Source organism: Ruegeria sp. C6 (genome assembly GCF_056537625.1).
Window position 1 is genome coordinate 797,096 of record NZ_JBQFRW010000002.1, and the last position, 16,172, is coordinate 813,267.

A 16,172-nucleotide genomic window follows, 5' to 3' on the forward strand; every position below is an offset into this window, starting at 1 on the left:
GATCAAAGCGCGGCACCATGCTCGGCCAGCAGTTTCAGAAACACAAACAGGATCACGGCAAGACCTAACGCGAAACCGATACGCCCAGAAACCGTGCGACGCTTTGGACGCACTGGTCTTGGGCGTGGCGCTTGCAATGGTCGCTCGGGCATTTTCCGGTTCACGGTCCCGGGCTTTGCGGTCCTGATATGGCCCAAGAAGTGATGGAAATCGAACTCACCACTATACTCTCCCTGGACACCCATATTCCGGATATTCGCAAAAAGACGCTTTAGGATCAGGAGGCGATCTTCAGCCTCTTCTGGCCGAAAATAACCTCGGGCAAGATGCCCATCCGACTCGTCCAGGCTAAATCCTGATTCCAGAAATATTCTGCGAATCTTGGGCGATGCAGCGCGCAAAGCGTCTGCCGTCTTGATATCCCTGAACCGCGCCCGCACCGGGGGCCGCCCAGTTATCGATGTTTGCCCATGCTCAGGATCAACCTCATCCGGAGCTATTGCAACAATGTCAAAATCGTACTCGAGACTCATTCACTAACTTCAACCTTCAGTTCCATCCCCAGCCCTCACTAAAGCGTGAAGGAAACCCACAATAAGCCCGTAATGTGTTCTGTCGTGGGCATTGTTCCCAATTCCGCGACTCTTGCCATTTCGTGCTCCGATTGATCTAACAACGGAAATTGCAGGAGGTCCCCATGGTCGATATCGCGACGCGGGTCTACAATCATAAATGGAAGATTGACCCGATTATCCGGTCATTGATCGACACAGATTTCTACAAACTGCTGATGTGCCAGTCAGTGTTTCGAAATAAGCCCCAAACCGATGTGGTGTTTTCGCTGATCAACCGGTCGAATCACGTGCCATTGGCCCGTTTGATCGATGAAGGCGAGCTACGCGAGCAGTTGGATCACATCCGCTCGCTAAGTCTGAGTCGTGGGGAAAGCACGTGGTTGCGGGGCAATACATTCTACGGCAAGCGTCAGATGTTCCGCCCGGATTTCATGGAATGGTTCGAGAACCTGCGCCTACCCCCTTACCATCTGGAGCGTAAGGGTGATCAGTATGAGCTGACCTTTGAGGGTAAGTGGCACGAGGTCATGCTATGGGAGATCCCGGCGCTGGCCGTACTGATGGAATTACGCTCACGCGCGGTTCTGAACGATATGCGCCGGTTCGAACTACAGGTGCTCTATGCCCGTGCAATGACACGCGTATGGGAAAAGATAGCCCAGCTTCGCACTATTGAGGGGCTTGGGATCGCGGATTTCGGCACGCGGCGGCGGCATTCCTTCCTTTGGCAGGACTGGTGTGTGCAGGCCATGATTGAAGGTTTGGGTTCGTCCTTTACCGGAACGTCCAACTGTCTGATCGCAATGCGACGCGAAGTTGAGGCTATTGGCACCAACGCACATGAACTACCTATGGTGTATTCTGCGCTCGCCGAAGACGACGCCGCGCTTGCGCAGGCGCCCTATGACGTCCTCAGCGACTGGCACGAGGAACATGATGGAAATCTGCGCATCATTCTGCCCGACACGTATGGCACCAAAGGGTTTCTGGACCGCGCGCCTGACTGGCTGGCAGGCTGGACCGGCATTCGCGTTGACAGCGGCGACCCCGCAACCGGCGCAAAAATCGCAATAGACTGGTGGAAATCACGCGGCGAAGACCCGACGCAGAAGCGGGTTATTTTCTCGGACGGGTTGGATGTGGACAAGATACGCGAATTGCACGCTCAGTTCGCGGATCAAACCAATGTCTCGTTCGGCTGGGGTACGTTGCTGACCAATGACTTCCGTGAACTTGTACCGAATGACGCATTGGCTCCCTTTTCGCTAGTCTGCAAGGCGGTCTCGGCCAATGGCTACCCGACGGTCAAACTATCGGACAACCCGGAAAAGGCGATGGGACCCGCCGAGCAGATTGAGCGGTACAAGCGCGTCTTTGGCGTTGGAGCGCAGGAGCCGATCGAAGTGATCGTTTAGCCGTGGTAGGCCGCAACCGTCTTGAGCTGCGAGAACCCATAAAGCGCCTCGAACCCTTTTTCGCGGCCATGGCCGGATTTTCCAACGCCGCCAAAAGGCAGCTCGACACCTCCGCCCGCGCCGTAGTTGTTAATGAACACCTGCCCCGAGCGTAAACCCTTGGCCAGCCGCATCTGCCGCCCACCATCTCGGGTCCAGACGCTGGCAACAAGGCCATATTCGGTGCTATTTGCTATGGTTAGAGCCTGTTCCTCGGTGTCAAACGGGATCAGAACCTGTACGGGGCCAAAGATCTCATCCCGCGCCAAGGCATGATCGGGCGGCACATCCGAGAACAATGTGGGCCTGACATATGCGCCGGATTCGGGTGCGCCAGCCGCAATCTGGCCCTCGGCGGCAATCGCCAAGTCCGAGCCTTGGTGAAGGAAACCGGTCACGATTTCTTTTTGCCGTGTTGAGATCAGCGGACCAACGCGCAAATCCCGGATCGCCGGACCGACGGTAAGCTCTTGGTATGCCAAGGCCATACGGGATTTCACCGCATCATAAACACCGCGCTGCACCAGAATGCGCGACGAGGCCGAGCAGGTCTGGCCCGCATTCTGTATACCCGCATTCACCAGATACGGCAGCGCGGCATCCAGATCGGCGTCATCGAAAACCAGTTGCGGCGACTTGCCGCCCAGTTCCAGTGTCACCGGAACAACGTTTCGACCCGCCGCCTGCTGAACCAACGCGCCTGTCGCGACCGAACCGGTGAATGAAATGTGATCCACACCCGGGTGTGCCGACAGGGCCGCGCCCGCCTCAGCCCCCAGGCCGGGCACCACATTCAGGGCACCAAGCGGAAGGCCCGCCTGTATCGCCAGATGCGCGAAGGCCAGTGCGGTCAGGCAGGCCTCTTCCGCCGGTTTCAGAACACAGGCGTTACCCATTGCCAGCGCCGCCCCGACAGAACGGCCAATGATCTGCATCGGATAATTCCACGGCACGATGTGGCCGGTCACACCGTGCGGCTCGCGCAACGTGTAGACGGTATAGCCATCCAGATAGGGAATGGTCTCGCCCATCACTTTATCCGCAGCACCACCATAAAATTCGCAATACCGCGCCAATGCTACCGCATCTGCCCGCGCTTGGGTCAACGGTTTGCCGACATCCATCGCCTCTAGCTGTGCCAGATCATCCACTCGGTCCAGAACCAGTTGCCCCAGTCGGGTGAGGATACGCCCTCGCTCCAGGGCCGTCATGCGACCCCAATCGCCATCGCACGCGGATCGGGCGGCCCGCACTGCAGCGTCGATATCGGTTTCGCCACCTCGAGCGATCTGGCAAATTTCGGAACCGTCCGAGGGATTCACCAGCGGCAAGGTTTGACCTGACGCGGGCATTTTCCATTCTCCGCCGATCAGGCAAAGGTTGGGATCGAACCAGAGGGGGTTAGTCATCGGAAGCTCCAATATCAGGCTCTATACAAGGGTTTATCATGCAGCGCCTCGTCCAGTCTCCGGCAATTTCGGTGCCGCATTGATCAGAGTTCTTGTGTAAGGATGCTGAGGCTCTGTGAAGACTTGCTCGGTTTCACCCAGTTCCACAATCTTGCCGGCCTGCATCACCAACACACGGTCGGTGATGGTTCGAACCACGCTCAGGTCATGGCTGATGAACAGGTAAGTCAGATCGTAAGCCGCACAAAGCTCGGCCAGCAGGTCGAGAATTTGGGCGCGGACCGAGACATCCAGCGCCGAGACAGCCTCATCAAACAGGATCAACTCGGGTCGAATAATCAGAGCGCGCGCAATAGCGATACGTTGCCGCTGCCCACCTGAGAATTCGTGAATGTAGCGGCCCGCATCATCGGGGCTTAGGCCAACGGCGGTAAGCATCTCAGCGACGCGATCCTGCCGTTCAGAACCGGTTGGCGGGGTGTCCAGCAAATGAAATGGCTCGGTGATCAGGCGCGCGACCCGGTGGCGAGGATTGAAGCTGCCATAAGGGTCCTGAAACACCACCTGCATCCTGCGTCGCACTGCCAGATTGGGTTTGTGGCCGGTGAAAACAGGCTGACCATCAAGGGAAATGCGGCCTTGCTGCACCTCCTCCAAGCCCAAAATAGCTCGTGTTAGGGTCGATTTTCCACAACCGGACTCTCCAACCAGCCCTAAACGCTCCCCCCGATTCAGGGTAAAGCTGACCTGATCGACGGCCCGATGATGACCGGGCGTGGCAAACAGGCGCGTTCGGGGCAGACGGTAGTCCCGCACCACGTTCTCGATCTCAAGCAACGCTCGCGGTGCAGGAGAGGTCGGCAGGTTGACTTGATGCCCCGAAGCTTCGAACAGCATACGGGTGTAAGGGTGCTGCATATGGCGCAGGAGATGATCTGTTGCGCCCGTTTCAACAACCTCCCCATGCCGCATGACCACAATCTGATCCGCCATGTCTGCAACCACCGCCAAATCATGCGTGATCATCAGCAGACCCATGCCATACTCCGACACGAGCCCTTTAAGCAGATCAAGGATTTGCGCCTGCGTGGTCACATCAAGCGCCGTTGTCGGCTCATCCGCGATCAACAGTCGGGGGCGCAGTGCAATCGCCATGGCGATCACCACTCGCTGGCGCTGACCGCCTGACAGTTCGTGAGGATAACGCTTCAACGGAAACCTGTCGGTTGGCAATCCAACCCGGGCCAGAACCTCTTCGGCCCGAGCGCGCACTTTGGCCGGGGGCATGGCCTTGTGGATCAGGATAGTCTCCATAACTTGATCGCCGATGGTCTTCACCGGGTTCAGGGCAGTCATCGGCTCTTGGAAAACCATTCCGATCGCAGCGCCCCGCAGCGCACAAATCTCGGCCTCAGACCGGTTCAGCAGGTTCTGGCCCTCTAACTCTAGCACCCCATCTACTTCGGCATCGTTTGGCAGCAACTGCATCACGGCAAAGGCTGTCATTGATTTGCCCGAACCGCTTTCTCCGGTCACAGCCACGATCTGCCCAGGGGCAATCGACAGGTTAATCTTCTTTAAAATCGGCGTGCCGTGGATAGCCAACGAGAGGTCCTTGATCTGCAAAAGACTCATGCGCGGGCCACCCGTATCCGAGGGTCCAACCAATCGCGCAAGCCATCACCCAGAAGGTTCAGGCCAAGAACCGTCACGATGATGGCAAGACCCGGAATCAGAGCCAAATGCGGGGCAAAACTAACCATCGTCTGCGCATCGGCCAGCATTCTGCCCCAGCTTGGCGTAGGGGGTTGCGCACCAAGACCGACATAGGACAGCCCAGCCTCGGCCAGAATGCCAAGTGAGAACTGGATTGTTCCCTGAACAATCAGCAGATTGGCGACATTGGGCAGGATATGTTCAGCCGATATCCGTGCCGCGCCTTTGCCTGACACGCGGGCGGCAAGGATAAACTCGCGCTCCCAAAGAGACAAAGCCGCGCCTCGGGTGATGCGGGCAAAAACGGGGATGTTGAAGATACCGATGGCGATGATCGCGTTAATGGCCCCGGCACCAAAGACGGCAGTGATCAGAATGGCGATGACGAGAGAGGGGAATGCAAAGACCAGATCATTGCCGCGCATGATGAATTCATCTAGCCACGATCCACTGCGCGCAGCGGCGGCCAGACCCAAGGGAACGCCCAGCGCCATACCAATCCCGACCGCGACAAGCGCCACCGCAATCGAGGTGCGCGCACCAACCATGATCATCGAGAACATGTCGCGTCCGAAATGATCGGTACCGAACCAGTGCTGCGCGCTGGGTGGCTGCAGCTTGGCCGGAATGCTCAGCGCGGCGTGGTCGTATGGGGTCCAGACAAAGGACACCAGCGCTGCCAGCACCACCAGTGAGGACAGCGTCGCGCCAAGGATCAGGTTGCGGCTCATGTCCTGCTCCTCAGCCTTGGATCGACTGCGGCATAGGCCAGATCGACAAAAAAGTTCACCATGATGACGGCAAAAACCAGCAGCATAACGACCGACTCCACGACGATCAGATCGCGCGCCGATATAGCCTGAAAAACCAGCCGCCCAAGGCCGGGTAGATAAAACACCTGTTCGATGATGATCGAACCCGCCAGCAGGAAGGAAAATTGGAGTCCAATGATCGTCAGTACCGGGATCAGAGCATTCCGCACTCCGTGTCGCCAAAGCGCCTGCCGACGCGAAAGGCCCTTGGCGCGTGCGGTGCGCATAAAATCCTCGGCCAGAATATCCAACAGAGCCGAGCGCATAACCCGCGCAAGGATCGCCGCTTGCGGCAGGGCCAATGCTATGGCTGGAAGGGTCAGCGAATGTAGACCGGTCCAAATGCCGTTCTCCCAACCCGCGAAACCGCCGGCATTGAACCAGCGCAAATTGATGGCAAAGACCAACACCAGCATCATCGCGAACCAGAAATTTGGCACCGCGATACCAAGCTGAGTCGCAGCCATCACGGTCAGATCACCCGGTTTGCCGCGCCGTGAGGCTGCGTAGATACCGGCGGGGAAAGCAATCAGCGTGGACAGGGTCAGCGCGTACAAAGCCAGCGGCAATGACACCCACAATCGATCTGCGATCATCTGCGACACGGGTGTGCGATAGGTGTAGGACGTACCAAAATCCCCAACCAGCATCCCGCCGACCCAGTTGAAGTACCGCTCGATCTTCGAGACATCGAGGCCCAGTTCAGCTCTCAGCGCAGTCAATGTATCGGCCTGCGCGTTCACGCCCAGCATGAACGACGCCGGATCACCGGGCGCGACCTCGATCACTGCAAAGATGACAACCGAGGCGACGGCCAGGCTCAGGATCAGCGACAGCAGACGTTTGAGGGCGTAGCGGAGCATTTGGAAACGTTAGGGTCACATCCCGTGTGGGTCCAGCGCCTAAGGCACGAGAAGATAGACAAAAAGAAACCCGCCAAACCAGAATCCTTGTGGGTTTCATGGTGCAACAGTTCGCGCCGGGGCGCTGGCCATCGCCCCGGTCCAACTCTGTTCTTCTATTCGGACCAACTGATCCCGGTCAGATCGATCGCTGCCGTGGGTGCGTTTTCCCATAGCCCCTCAACACCGGCCTTGGCCACGCCAAGCTTGGCAAGTTGAAACAGGTACCCGTTGACGTAATCGGTCGAAATCAAGCGCTGTGCCTCACCCAGCAAACGTGTGCGCTCATCAGGGTCCGTGGTCGAATTCAGCGTGTCCATCAATGCCTGAAAGTCGGTGCTGTCATATTGGAAGTAATAGTCGGGCCGGGCATAAATACCGATATCCATCGGCTCGGTATGGCTGACGATGGTCAGGCCAAACTCCTTGCCCTTGAACACGCTTTCCAGCCACTGCGCCCATTCCACATTGATGATCTCGGCGGTGATGCCAATATCGGCCAGTTGGGCAGCGATGATTTCACCCCCGCGTCGGGCGTAGGAAGGCGGCGGCAAGTGCAGCGTGGTCTCGAACCCATCGGGATACCCGGCCTCGGCCAGCAGCGCCTTGGCTTTTTCCGGGTCATAGGCCGAATTGCCGGTCAGATCGACGTAAGCCGGATTATGCGGAGCAAAATGCGTACCGATGGGTGTGCCATAGCCGAACATAGCCCCATCAATGATGGCCTGCCTGTCAATCGCGTGGGCCAATGCCTGTCGGACCAATATGTCATCAAACGGGGCTTGTTTGTTGTTGGTCGACAGAATGGTTTCCCCCTCGGTCGAGCCGACAAGAACCTGAAAGCGCGGATCAGCCTCGAATTGCGGCAGATTCTCGGGTGCGGGGAAGTTGTCGAACACGTCTACATCCTCGGCCATCATGGCGGCAAAGGCGGCGGTCGGATCCGAGATAAACTTAAACGTTGCGGTCTCTAACGCGGGCTGTTCGCCCCAATAGTCGGGGTTGCGATTCAGGATGATGCTGTCACCCTGCAGCCAGTCAGAGAAGGTGAAGGCCCCCGTGCCAACCGGATTGGTCTTGATATTCTCGATGCTTTCGGGCGCAACGATCACCGCGTCACCCCAGGCGAGATTGAAAAGGAAGTTCCCGTTCGGCTCATTCAACGTCACCTGAACGGTCAGGGGGTCCACTACCTCGACACTTTTAATGCCCGCAAACAAAGCCTTCTGCGCGTTGGCGCTGTCTTCTGCCGTGGCGCGATCAAGGGTGAACTTGACGTCCTCGGCATCCATCGTTGTGCCATCGTGAAATGTCACACCGTCGCGCAGCTTGAATGTGTAAACGGTACCGTCATCCGAGATTTCCCAGCTTTCGGCCAGCCCCGGCACCACCGAGCCATCCCCCATGAACCGGGTCAGGCCTTCGAAGATATTGGTGTAGACAACCGAATCGATAGCCTGCGCCGCAGCGCTGGTCGGGTCCAGATGCGGTGGCTCAAGCTGCATGGCGATGGTGATGTCAGATTTGGCCATGGCCTGCGTGGCAAACAGGCCCGCGCCAAGGACCAGGGCCGACGCGAACGAGCGAAAGCGCTGCTTTGTCATGAAAATCTCTCCCCACTGAAATTGGCTAGCCCTGCTTTTTTCGGGCCGATCTGCGACCAATGTCCTCGCAAACCCGAGGTCAATCAAGGAATTGTTGGCGCAACCGGGGTTTCTTTGCGCCTGCCGCATCTGCTATGCCGCGCTGCAACATGAAACCTGCGAGGAGCGAGCATGAGCGCCACCGCCCGCAAGAAAGCCCCGAACGCCGAGGATATCCGCGCCCGGAAAGGTACTGATCCTCTGGTCTCGTTGACCGCCTACACAACACCGATGGCGCAGTTGATGGATGCGCATTGTGACTTCGTTCTGGTCGGTGACAGCGTCGGCATGGTGTTGCACGGGTTGACGTCGACTCTTGGTGTGACGATGGAGATGATGATCATGCACGGCCAGGCCGTTGCCCGTGGTCTGGACAAGGCAATGATGGTGATCGACATGCCTTTCGCCAGCTACGAGCATGACCCGGCTCAGGCATTCCGCAACGCAGCCCGGCTGATGTCGGAAACAGGAGCTGGGGCGGTTAAGCTGGAAGGTGGCTTCGAGATGGCTGAAACCATCCGGTTTCTGGTCAAACGCGGGATCCCGGTGATGGCACATATTGGCCTGACACCGCAGTCGATAAACACTTTGGGTGGCTATAAGGTACAAGGGCGCGACGAACAGGCCGATGCCGTATTGGCCGACGCCCGGGCCGTCGCCGAAGCAGGCGCGTTTTCGGTCGTGTTAGAGAAAGTTCCGCAGGGTTTGGCAAACCGAATTACCGCTGAGATTGCGATCCCCACAATTGGCATTGGTGCCTCGGCCGGGTGCGACGGGCAAATTCTGGTGGTGGACGATATGCTTGGCTTTTTCACCGCCTTCAAACCGAAATTCGTCAAACGCTATGCTGATCTTGGCCCGTTGGCCGAAGCCGCCATTGCTGAATACGCAGCCGAGGTTCGTGCGCGAAGCTTCCCGGCAGACGAACATGTCTTTGCCGATGCCGTACCCGTCAAAGGACCCAAGTCATGACCGCGCCTATTCTGCGTCGACTGGCAGACTTGCGTGCGCTGACTCGTGATTGGCATCTGAATGGTGAGGTGATCGGAATTGTCCCCACCATGGGTGCGCTGCACCAGGGGCATCTGTCGCTGGCCGAAGCCGCGAAGACGGCTTGCGACCGGGTGATCGTGACGATCTTTGTAAACCCCAAGCAGTTCAACAACCCCGAAGACCTCGCCAACTATCCGCGCACCGAACAAGAAGACGCAAAAAAACTCACGCCTTACAACGTCGATGCGATTTACACGCCCGACCCGGATGAGATTTACCCAGATGGCTTCGCCACCACAGTCTCGGTCTCGGGTCTGACCGTCGCGATGGAGGGAGAATTCCGCCCGGGTCATTTCGATGGTGTGGCAACAGTTGTCGCCAAGCTGTTCCTGCAAACGCAAGCGGATCGAGCCTATTTCGGGGAAAAAGACTATCAGCAGCTTATGATCGTCCGCCGGATGGCCCGCGACCTCGATATTCCGATCGAGGTGATTGGTTGCCCCACGGTGCGTGAACCTTCGGGCCTCGCAATGTCTTCGCGCAATCAAAGGCTATCCGAGGATGGTCTGGCCATCGCAGCCGAAAAACATCGTATCATGCGTGCAGTTGTTCAGGCGCTGGAAAACGGCGAAGAATTCGAAGCTTTGGCTTCTCAGGCACAGGCCGATCTTTTGGCCGCCGGCTTCAACGAAGTGGAGTATCTGCAACTACGCTGCGCTGAAACGCTGGAGCCTATGACCCATGCCAAACGACCCGCACGACTGTTTGCGGCAGCCTTGGTCGACGGCGTGCGGCTGATCGACAATCTACCGGTGTCTCCGGTCTGATTTCCCCTCTGGTACGTTTGGTTGTGTTTGCGCTAAAGTCCTGCAAAACCAAAGCGGGAGGGGCGCAGGAATGACCTATATACTGGCAATCGATCAGGGCACCACATCGTCTCGTGCAATCCTGTTCGACGCGCAAATGCAGCGCGTCGGCACTGCGCAGCACGAGTTTACACAGCATTTCCCACAGGAAGGCTGGGTTGAGCATGATGCCGAGGAGATATGGGACAGCGTTCTGACGGTTTGCCGTGAAGTGATGCAAACGACAGGTGTATCCGCGGCACAGATCGCTGGTATCGGGATTACCAACCAACGCGAAACCACTGTCATCTGGGATCGCGCCACCGGGACCCCCATTCACAACGCAGTCGTCTGGCAGGACCGTCGCACCGCTGAGATTTGCGAGCGTCTTCGCAAAGCGGGATGCGAGGATGACGTAACTGCCCAGACCGGTCTGCTGCTAGATCCTTATTTTTCAGGCACCAAGGTCAAATGGTTGCTTGATACCGTCCCCGGCGCACGCGACCGTGCCGCCGCCGGAGAGCTGCTGTTCGGCACAATCGATACCTTCCTGATCTGGCGACTGACAGAAGGGCGCGTGCACGCCACCGATGCCACCAATGCGGCCCGCACATTGCTATTCGATATTCACAAAGGGGAATGGAGTACCGAGATCTGCGACTTGCTGGACATCCCCCAAGCTTTGTTGCCCGACGTGCGCGATTGCGCCGCAGACTTCGGATCGACCTCACTGTTTGGCGGTAACACTCCAATTCTCGGCGTGGCGGGGGATCAGCAAGCTGCCACCATCGGACAGGCCTGTTTCCAGCCGGGCATGATGAAATCCACCTATGGCACGGGCTGTTTCGCACTACTCAACACCGGTACGCAGCCAGTTGAATCGAAAAACCGGCTGCTAACGACAATTGCCTATCAGTTGGACGGGCAGAAAACCTATGCGCTTGAAGGCTCGATTTTCATTGCCGGTGCGGCGGTGCAATGGCTGCGCGATGCGTTGCAAATCATCGAAACCGCACCGCAAAGCGGTGAACTGGCCGCCAAAGCTGATCCAAACCAGCACGTTGTTCTCGTCCCTGCCTTTACTGGGCTGGGCGCGCCTTATTGGAAACCCGATTGCCGGGGCGCAATCTTTGGCCTGACTCGCAATTCAGGCCGCGCCGAAATCACGCGCGCCACGCTGGAAAGCATCGCGTTCCAGACCCGCGACCTGTGGCACGCCATGCAGGGCGATTGGGGCGCAGAGACTGACGTGATCCTGCGCGTCGACGGCGGAATGAGCGCCTCGGACTGGGCCATGCAGGGGCTTTCCGACATTCTGGGCGCCCCGGTCGACCGCCCGGTGATGCAGGAAACCACCGCGCTTGGTGCCGCATGGCTGGCGGGCATGAAAGCGGGTGTCTACCCGGATCAGGCCGGATTCGCCGAAACCTGGGATCTGGACCGGCGGTTTGAGCCTGCAAAACCCGTTGCTGACCGAGACGCGGCCTATTCGCGCTGGCAACGCGCGGTTCAGGCGGCCATGGCGTTCTAACTGTGGTCCTTCATCAAGCGCTGTTTCTGCCGTGACCAGTCGCGCTTGGCCTGCGTTTCGCGCTTGTCGTGCAGCTTCTTACCTTTGGCGATGCCGATCTTCAGCTTCGCCCGACCCTTGTGATTAAAGTAAAGCACCAGCGGCACCAGCGTCATGCCTTTGCGTTGGGTCGCGTTCCACAGGTTCGACAGTTCCTTGCGTGACACCAGCAGTTTACGGCGGCGGCGTTCTTCATGTTTGAAGACCTTGGCCTGCTCATAGGGCGCGATATAGCTGTTGATCAGCCATAGCTCTCCGTCATCAACCGACGCATAGCTTTCAGCAATGTTCGACCCACCGGCACGCAGGGATTTGACCTCGGACCCTTCCAGGACAATACCGCATTCGAGATCGTCTTCGATCGCATAATCGAAGCGCGCACGCCGGTTTTCGGCGATCACTTTGTAATTCGGGTCAGTGTTCTGCTTCTGCTTGGCCATGACGCGTTGATGTATGCCGCTTGCGTCCGCCTTGCAAGGCAGGGTTATGAATTGGCCGAGATTATCAGGTCAGGTCCAAATATCGTGTCAGCGTGATTGTGCAGATAAATCTTGAGCCACGGGGTAAAACGGTCGGGGTGCCGCTTCACCTCGGCCAGCAGATCGTGGTAATCGACCCAGCGGATATCCATCACTTCTTCCGGGTTAGGCTCGATTTTCAAGGCTCCACGCACATGGGCCAGAAAGACGTCGACCACCTCGTTCTCGACCATTCCGTTGCCGACATCGGCGTGATACTCCAATCGATGCCGGTATTCGGGATAGAGCCCGGTGATGCCCAATTCTTCGCGCAGGCGCCGGACGGCACAATGCGAAGCGCTTTCGTCCCAATCCGGATGCGTACAACAGGTATTCGCCCATAGACCCGGCGTGTGGTATTTGCCCATCGCCCGGCGTTGCAGCAATATCTCGGTCCCGCGCACGGCAAACACGGACACAGCCTTGTGTCGCAGCCCCTTTTCATGCGCCTCCAGCTTGTCGACGGGTGTCAGTTCGCCCTCAACCCAAGCCGGGATCAAGATTCCCATCTGTCGTCTCCTGTTGGCGATCTCCGGTGCACATGGCCTTACCGGTTTTCCCCAAAGTGGCGCTGATTACAATGTCAATCAATCGCACGAAAGGCCGCAGGGGCTGCGGCATTTCGAAGTTCGTCTGTAAACCTGTTGGCGGAGTTACTCTCCCGAAACGCTCACGATATAGGCGTAAACGTCTTCGGCGCCTTTCTTCAGCTTGAAGGTCATTTTCGACTTGGCAGAGGTTTCCCCCAAATAGTCTTTCAAGAATGCTTTGGGGTCTTGGGCGTAGGCCACGAAAGTCTCTTCATCCCAGACCAGCCCATTTTCGCCCGCGGCCACGATGCTGTCGCCGTATCTGAAGCCTTCTTCAGTGCCGGCGGTGCGGCCTGCGATTCCGTACAGGTTCGGACCCGTCTTACCGCCCTTAACGATAACTTCACCCGCAGGGTCAGCAATCATGTGACAGGATTTGCATTTGTTGAAGGTCTTCTTACCCGCTTCGGCATCACCTTCTGCATAGACAGGAAGGGCCAGCAGACCGGCAATTGCGGTGGCAAGGATACGATTCATAGCTTTTGCTCCGATATGAATTGGCTGCACCGAATGGATCGCTGGCACAGCAGAGAGTCAACGCGCAGATTGCCGCGCGACGGCACTGTGTCACAGGCGATCGGTGTCGTACTTAACCGAAGTCATGTAACTGCGACCAGCAGGGCAGCAGGTCGCCAGCGCGAGGGGAAGCCAGATAGATAGCCCGTGCAATCGCGCGCGCAAGACAGATCGAGGCCGCATGGCCGATCATCGCCATCGCCTCGGGGCCAACGGTGCGCGCGTCGGTGCTGAGACCGAATACCAGATCTCCATCGCCAGGCGTGTGCGCAGGCACGATGGCGCGGGCGATGCCGTCATGGGCTGCTACCGCCAGACGCTGGCATTGCGGTTTGGTCAGCGCTGCATCAGTTGCAACTATAGCAATCGTGGTGTTTGCGCGATCTGGCGGAGCAGAATACATCATCTGCGCCTTGCGGCTGACAAGAGAGAAACCAAGGCCCGAGGTCGGATCTGGCCCCAATCCACCGAACTCGTCATCGATCTCAAACGGCGCAGCCCAAAAATGCCGATCACCCGGTGTGGTTACGCTGCCAAGCGGATTGGCGGCAACCAGCGCGCCGACGGTTACGCCACCCTCAAGCTTTAACGAAGCCGAGCCTAAGCCACCCTTGTGCATCGCGGCCAATGCGCCGGTACCAGCCCCTACCGAGCCCAGTTCAAATTCTGGTGAGGCGGTCAAATACGCAGACTTCCCCAGATCGCGATAAGGATTTTCGGTCCAGTTCTTATCTCCACTATTGAGTAGATCGAACAGAATCGCGCCCGGCACGATGGGCACGACGGCCGAACCGACCTGAAATCCGCGCCCCTGAGCGCGCAATGCGTCTGAAACGCCCGAGCACGCATCCAGTCCAAAGGCCGAGCCGCCGGACAAAGCAATCGCGTCGACCCGATCAACAGTTTTGTCGACCGCCAGAAGGTCGGTCTCACGCGTGCCGGGGGCGCCGCCCATCACATGAACCGAAGCTGTGAACGGGTTGTCCGCCGTCAGGACAGTTGTGCCTGATTTAAGCGTATCATCGTGCGCATTGCCAACCTTGAGGCCAGCGACATCAGTGATCAGGTTTCTGGGTCCGGGGTTCATGTTCGTCTCGCACACTGGGCCGGAAATCGCGCTGGCGCGCGCTGCCTCCGGCGGAGATATTTATGGCCAGATGAAGGGCGGATCAGATGCATCGGCCTCCGTCCACTTCTAGGGCTGTGCCGGTGATCATGCTGGCCTCGTCCGAGCAGAGGAAACAGGCGGCGTTTGCCATGTCTTCGGGAGTTGAGAAGCGACCAAGCGGGATCGTCGACAGGAATTTGGCGCGGATTTCCGGGGTGTCTTCACCCATGAAGGATTTCAGCAGCGGGGTTTCACCCGCCACCGGGCAGATCGCGTTAACGCGCACGCCCGAGGGGGCAAGTTCGACGGCCATCGTCTTGGTCGCGGTGATCATCCAGCCTTTGGAGGCGTTGTACCAGTTCAGATTAGGGCGCGGCGACAGGCCTGCCGTTGAGGCCACGTTCAGGATCGTCCCCGCGCCGCGTATCTTCATCTGCGGAACAAAGGCGCGCGCGGTCAGGTAGACGGATTTCATGTTCACGGCGAAGACGCGGTCGAATTCATCGTCATCGACGTCCTCAAGTGGAGCCGGCAGGTGCGTCACGCCCGCATTATTCACCAGAATATCAAGTTTTCCGAATTCTTCCGATACCGCATGTGCCATGGCCTGAACCGATGCCGCATCCGAGACATCAACGTGCTGTGCGATGGCATTCGTGCCCTCCGCGGACGCCATGTCGGAAGCCGCTTCGCCATTGATATCTGCGATCATCACGCGGGCGCCTTCGGTCAGGAACTTTTGCGCAATCCCAGCGCCGAACCCGGATGCACCGCCGGTTACGATGGCGGTTTTTCCCTCAAGCCTCATGGCTTTACCTCCCCTGCGTCTTGCACCGGCAGAGTAGCAACGTGCAGCGAAACTGCCAGATCAATCTTCGGACACTTTGCCTCGCAGGGCTTTGACATCCGCGCGGGCTTTCTTTGCCGCCAACCGCCTTTTGACCGAACCGTACGTAGGTTTGGTCGCGATCCTGCGCTTGGGATTGACCAAAGCCCGCGTGATCAGTTCAGCCAACCGGGCGCGGGCGATGTCGCGGTTGCGGGCCTGAGAGCGTGTTTCTTCACATTGAATGATGATCGCGCCGTCCTTGGTCCAGCGACGTCCGGCCAGCCGTTTCAGACGTGTCTTGACCGGATCAGGCAAGGAAGGTGAGCGCGCGGCCTCGAACCGCAGCTCAACGGCGGTGGAGACCTTGTTGACGTTCTGCCCACCCGGACCAGAGGACCGCACGAAGCTTTCGGTCATTTCCCAGTCTTGCAGGGCGATATCGTCGGTGATGCGCAACATGGATCGGACCTTACAGGGCGCAGTTGAAAACAAAAAGGGCCGCCCCGGCGGGACGGCCCTTCGAAAGTTCAGGAGGTTGGGTCGGTTAGATCAATCGACCAGCCGGAGCGAGCGCTCCGCCAAGGGCTGCCTTAACAGGCGATCCCCCCGGTTGTTCCAACACCTCTCTCCAATCTCTTTCTCGACACTGGATCACCTCCTTTTCTATCTGTTGCGGTTAATTTTGAGCCTGA

16 protein-coding genes are annotated in these 16,172 nt (G+C 58.2%); 4 read left to right on the top strand and 12 right to left on the bottom strand.

Annotated features, from left to right (window positions below; all coding sequences use genetic code 11):
- Window positions 1-2 precede the first annotated feature (2 nt).
- The gene (locus ACR0MJ_RS11220; protein ID WP_170514119.1) at window positions 3-533 is read right to left on the bottom strand and encodes a hypothetical protein; all 531 of its coding nucleotides are present in this window, start codon (window positions 531-533) and stop codon (window positions 3-5) included.
- A gap of 164 nt (window positions 534-697) precedes the next feature.
- Between ACR0MJ_RS11220 and pncB the strand changes: the two genes are divergently transcribed.
- The gene (gene pncB, locus ACR0MJ_RS11225; protein ID WP_170394888.1) at window positions 698-1,990 is read left to right on the top strand and encodes a nicotinate phosphoribosyltransferase; all 1,293 of its coding nucleotides are present in this window, start codon (window positions 698-700) and stop codon (window positions 1,988-1,990) included.
- Here the strand turns inward: pncB and ACR0MJ_RS11230 are convergent.
- From ACR0MJ_RS11230 to ACR0MJ_RS11250, 5 genes are all read right to left on the bottom strand, one after another.
- Window positions 1,987-3,438, bottom strand: a complete 1,452-nt coding sequence (locus ACR0MJ_RS11230; RefSeq protein ID WP_170394891.1) for an aldehyde dehydrogenase family protein — start codon at window positions 3,436-3,438, stop codon at window positions 1,987-1,989. The genes pncB and ACR0MJ_RS11230 overlap by 4 nt on opposite strands.
- Before the next feature lie 36 nt (window positions 3,439-3,474).
- Window positions 3,475-5,073 carry an ABC transporter ATP-binding protein gene (locus tag ACR0MJ_RS11235; protein ID WP_480760993.1) on the bottom strand — a complete coding sequence of 533 codons (1,599 nt, stop codon included), beginning with the start codon at window positions 5,071-5,073 and terminating at the stop codon, window positions 3,475-3,477.
- The gene (locus ACR0MJ_RS11240) at window positions 5,070-5,885 is read right to left on the bottom strand and encodes an ABC transporter permease (RefSeq protein WP_170408556.1); all 816 of its coding nucleotides are present in this window, start codon (window positions 5,883-5,885) and stop codon (window positions 5,070-5,072) included. The genes ACR0MJ_RS11235 and ACR0MJ_RS11240 overlap by 4 nt, the downstream gene beginning before the upstream one ends.
- Window positions 5,882-6,829, bottom strand: a complete 948-nt coding sequence (locus ACR0MJ_RS11245) for an ABC transporter permease (protein WP_480760996.1) — start codon at window positions 6,827-6,829, stop codon at window positions 5,882-5,884. Before ACR0MJ_RS11245 ends, ACR0MJ_RS11240 begins: the two co-directional genes overlap by 4 nt.
- Before the next feature lie 155 nt (window positions 6,830-6,984).
- On the bottom strand, window positions 6,985-8,472 hold the full coding sequence (locus ACR0MJ_RS11250) for an ABC transporter substrate-binding protein (protein ID WP_170408558.1): 1,488 nt from the start codon (window positions 8,470-8,472) through the stop codon (window positions 6,985-6,987).
- Window positions 8,473-8,643: 171 nt separating this feature from the next.
- Between ACR0MJ_RS11250 and panB the strand changes: the two genes are divergently transcribed.
- The 3 genes from panB to glpK all read left to right on the top strand — a co-directional run bounded on the left by panB (window position 8,644) and on the right by glpK (window position 11,880).
- Window positions 8,644-9,483, top strand: a complete 840-nt coding sequence (gene panB / locus ACR0MJ_RS11255; protein WP_170408559.1) for a 3-methyl-2-oxobutanoate hydroxymethyltransferase — start codon at window positions 8,644-8,646, stop codon at window positions 9,481-9,483.
- Complete coding sequence (panC, locus tag ACR0MJ_RS11260; RefSeq protein WP_170408560.1) at window positions 9,480-10,331, top strand: pantoate--beta-alanine ligase; 852 nt, start codon at window positions 9,480-9,482, stop codon at window positions 10,329-10,331. The genes panB and panC overlap by 4 nt, the downstream gene beginning before the upstream one ends.
- Before the next feature lie 70 nt (window positions 10,332-10,401).
- Window positions 10,402-11,880, top strand: a complete 1,479-nt coding sequence (glpK, locus tag ACR0MJ_RS11265; RefSeq protein WP_170408561.1) for a glycerol kinase GlpK — start codon at window positions 10,402-10,404, stop codon at window positions 11,878-11,880.
- On the opposite strand, the gene smpB is transcribed toward glpK, so the two are convergent.
- The 6 genes from smpB to arfB form a co-directional block, all read right to left on the bottom strand.
- A complete protein-coding gene (gene smpB / locus ACR0MJ_RS11270; RefSeq protein ID WP_170394914.1) occupies window positions 11,877-12,359 on the bottom strand; it encodes an SsrA-binding protein SmpB in 483 nt (160 codons plus the stop codon). The genes glpK and smpB overlap by 4 nt on opposite strands.
- Before the next feature lie 44 nt (window positions 12,360-12,403).
- The gene (gene idi, locus ACR0MJ_RS11275; RefSeq protein ID WP_170394917.1) at window positions 12,404-12,946 is read right to left on the bottom strand and encodes an isopentenyl-diphosphate Delta-isomerase; all 543 of its coding nucleotides are present in this window, start codon (window positions 12,944-12,946) and stop codon (window positions 12,404-12,406) included.
- Between the two features lie 144 nt (window positions 12,947-13,090).
- Complete coding sequence (locus ACR0MJ_RS11280; protein WP_170394920.1) at window positions 13,091-13,504, bottom strand: c-type cytochrome; 414 nt, start codon at window positions 13,502-13,504, stop codon at window positions 13,091-13,093.
- Window positions 13,505-13,616: 112 nt separating this feature from the next.
- Complete coding sequence (locus ACR0MJ_RS11285) at window positions 13,617-14,630, bottom strand: P1 family peptidase (RefSeq protein ID WP_480760997.1); 1,014 nt, start codon at window positions 14,628-14,630, stop codon at window positions 13,617-13,619.
- Between the two features lie 82 nt (window positions 14,631-14,712).
- Window positions 14,713-15,459, bottom strand: coding sequence for an SDR family oxidoreductase (locus ACR0MJ_RS11290; RefSeq protein WP_480760999.1), 747 nt, complete (start codon window positions 15,457-15,459; stop codon window positions 14,713-14,715).
- 60 nt (window positions 15,460-15,519) lie between these two features.
- A complete protein-coding gene (gene arfB, locus ACR0MJ_RS11295; protein ID WP_170394928.1) occupies window positions 15,520-15,939 on the bottom strand; it encodes an alternative ribosome rescue aminoacyl-tRNA hydrolase ArfB in 420 nt (139 codons plus the stop codon).
- Window positions 15,940-16,172 lie beyond the last annotated feature (233 nt).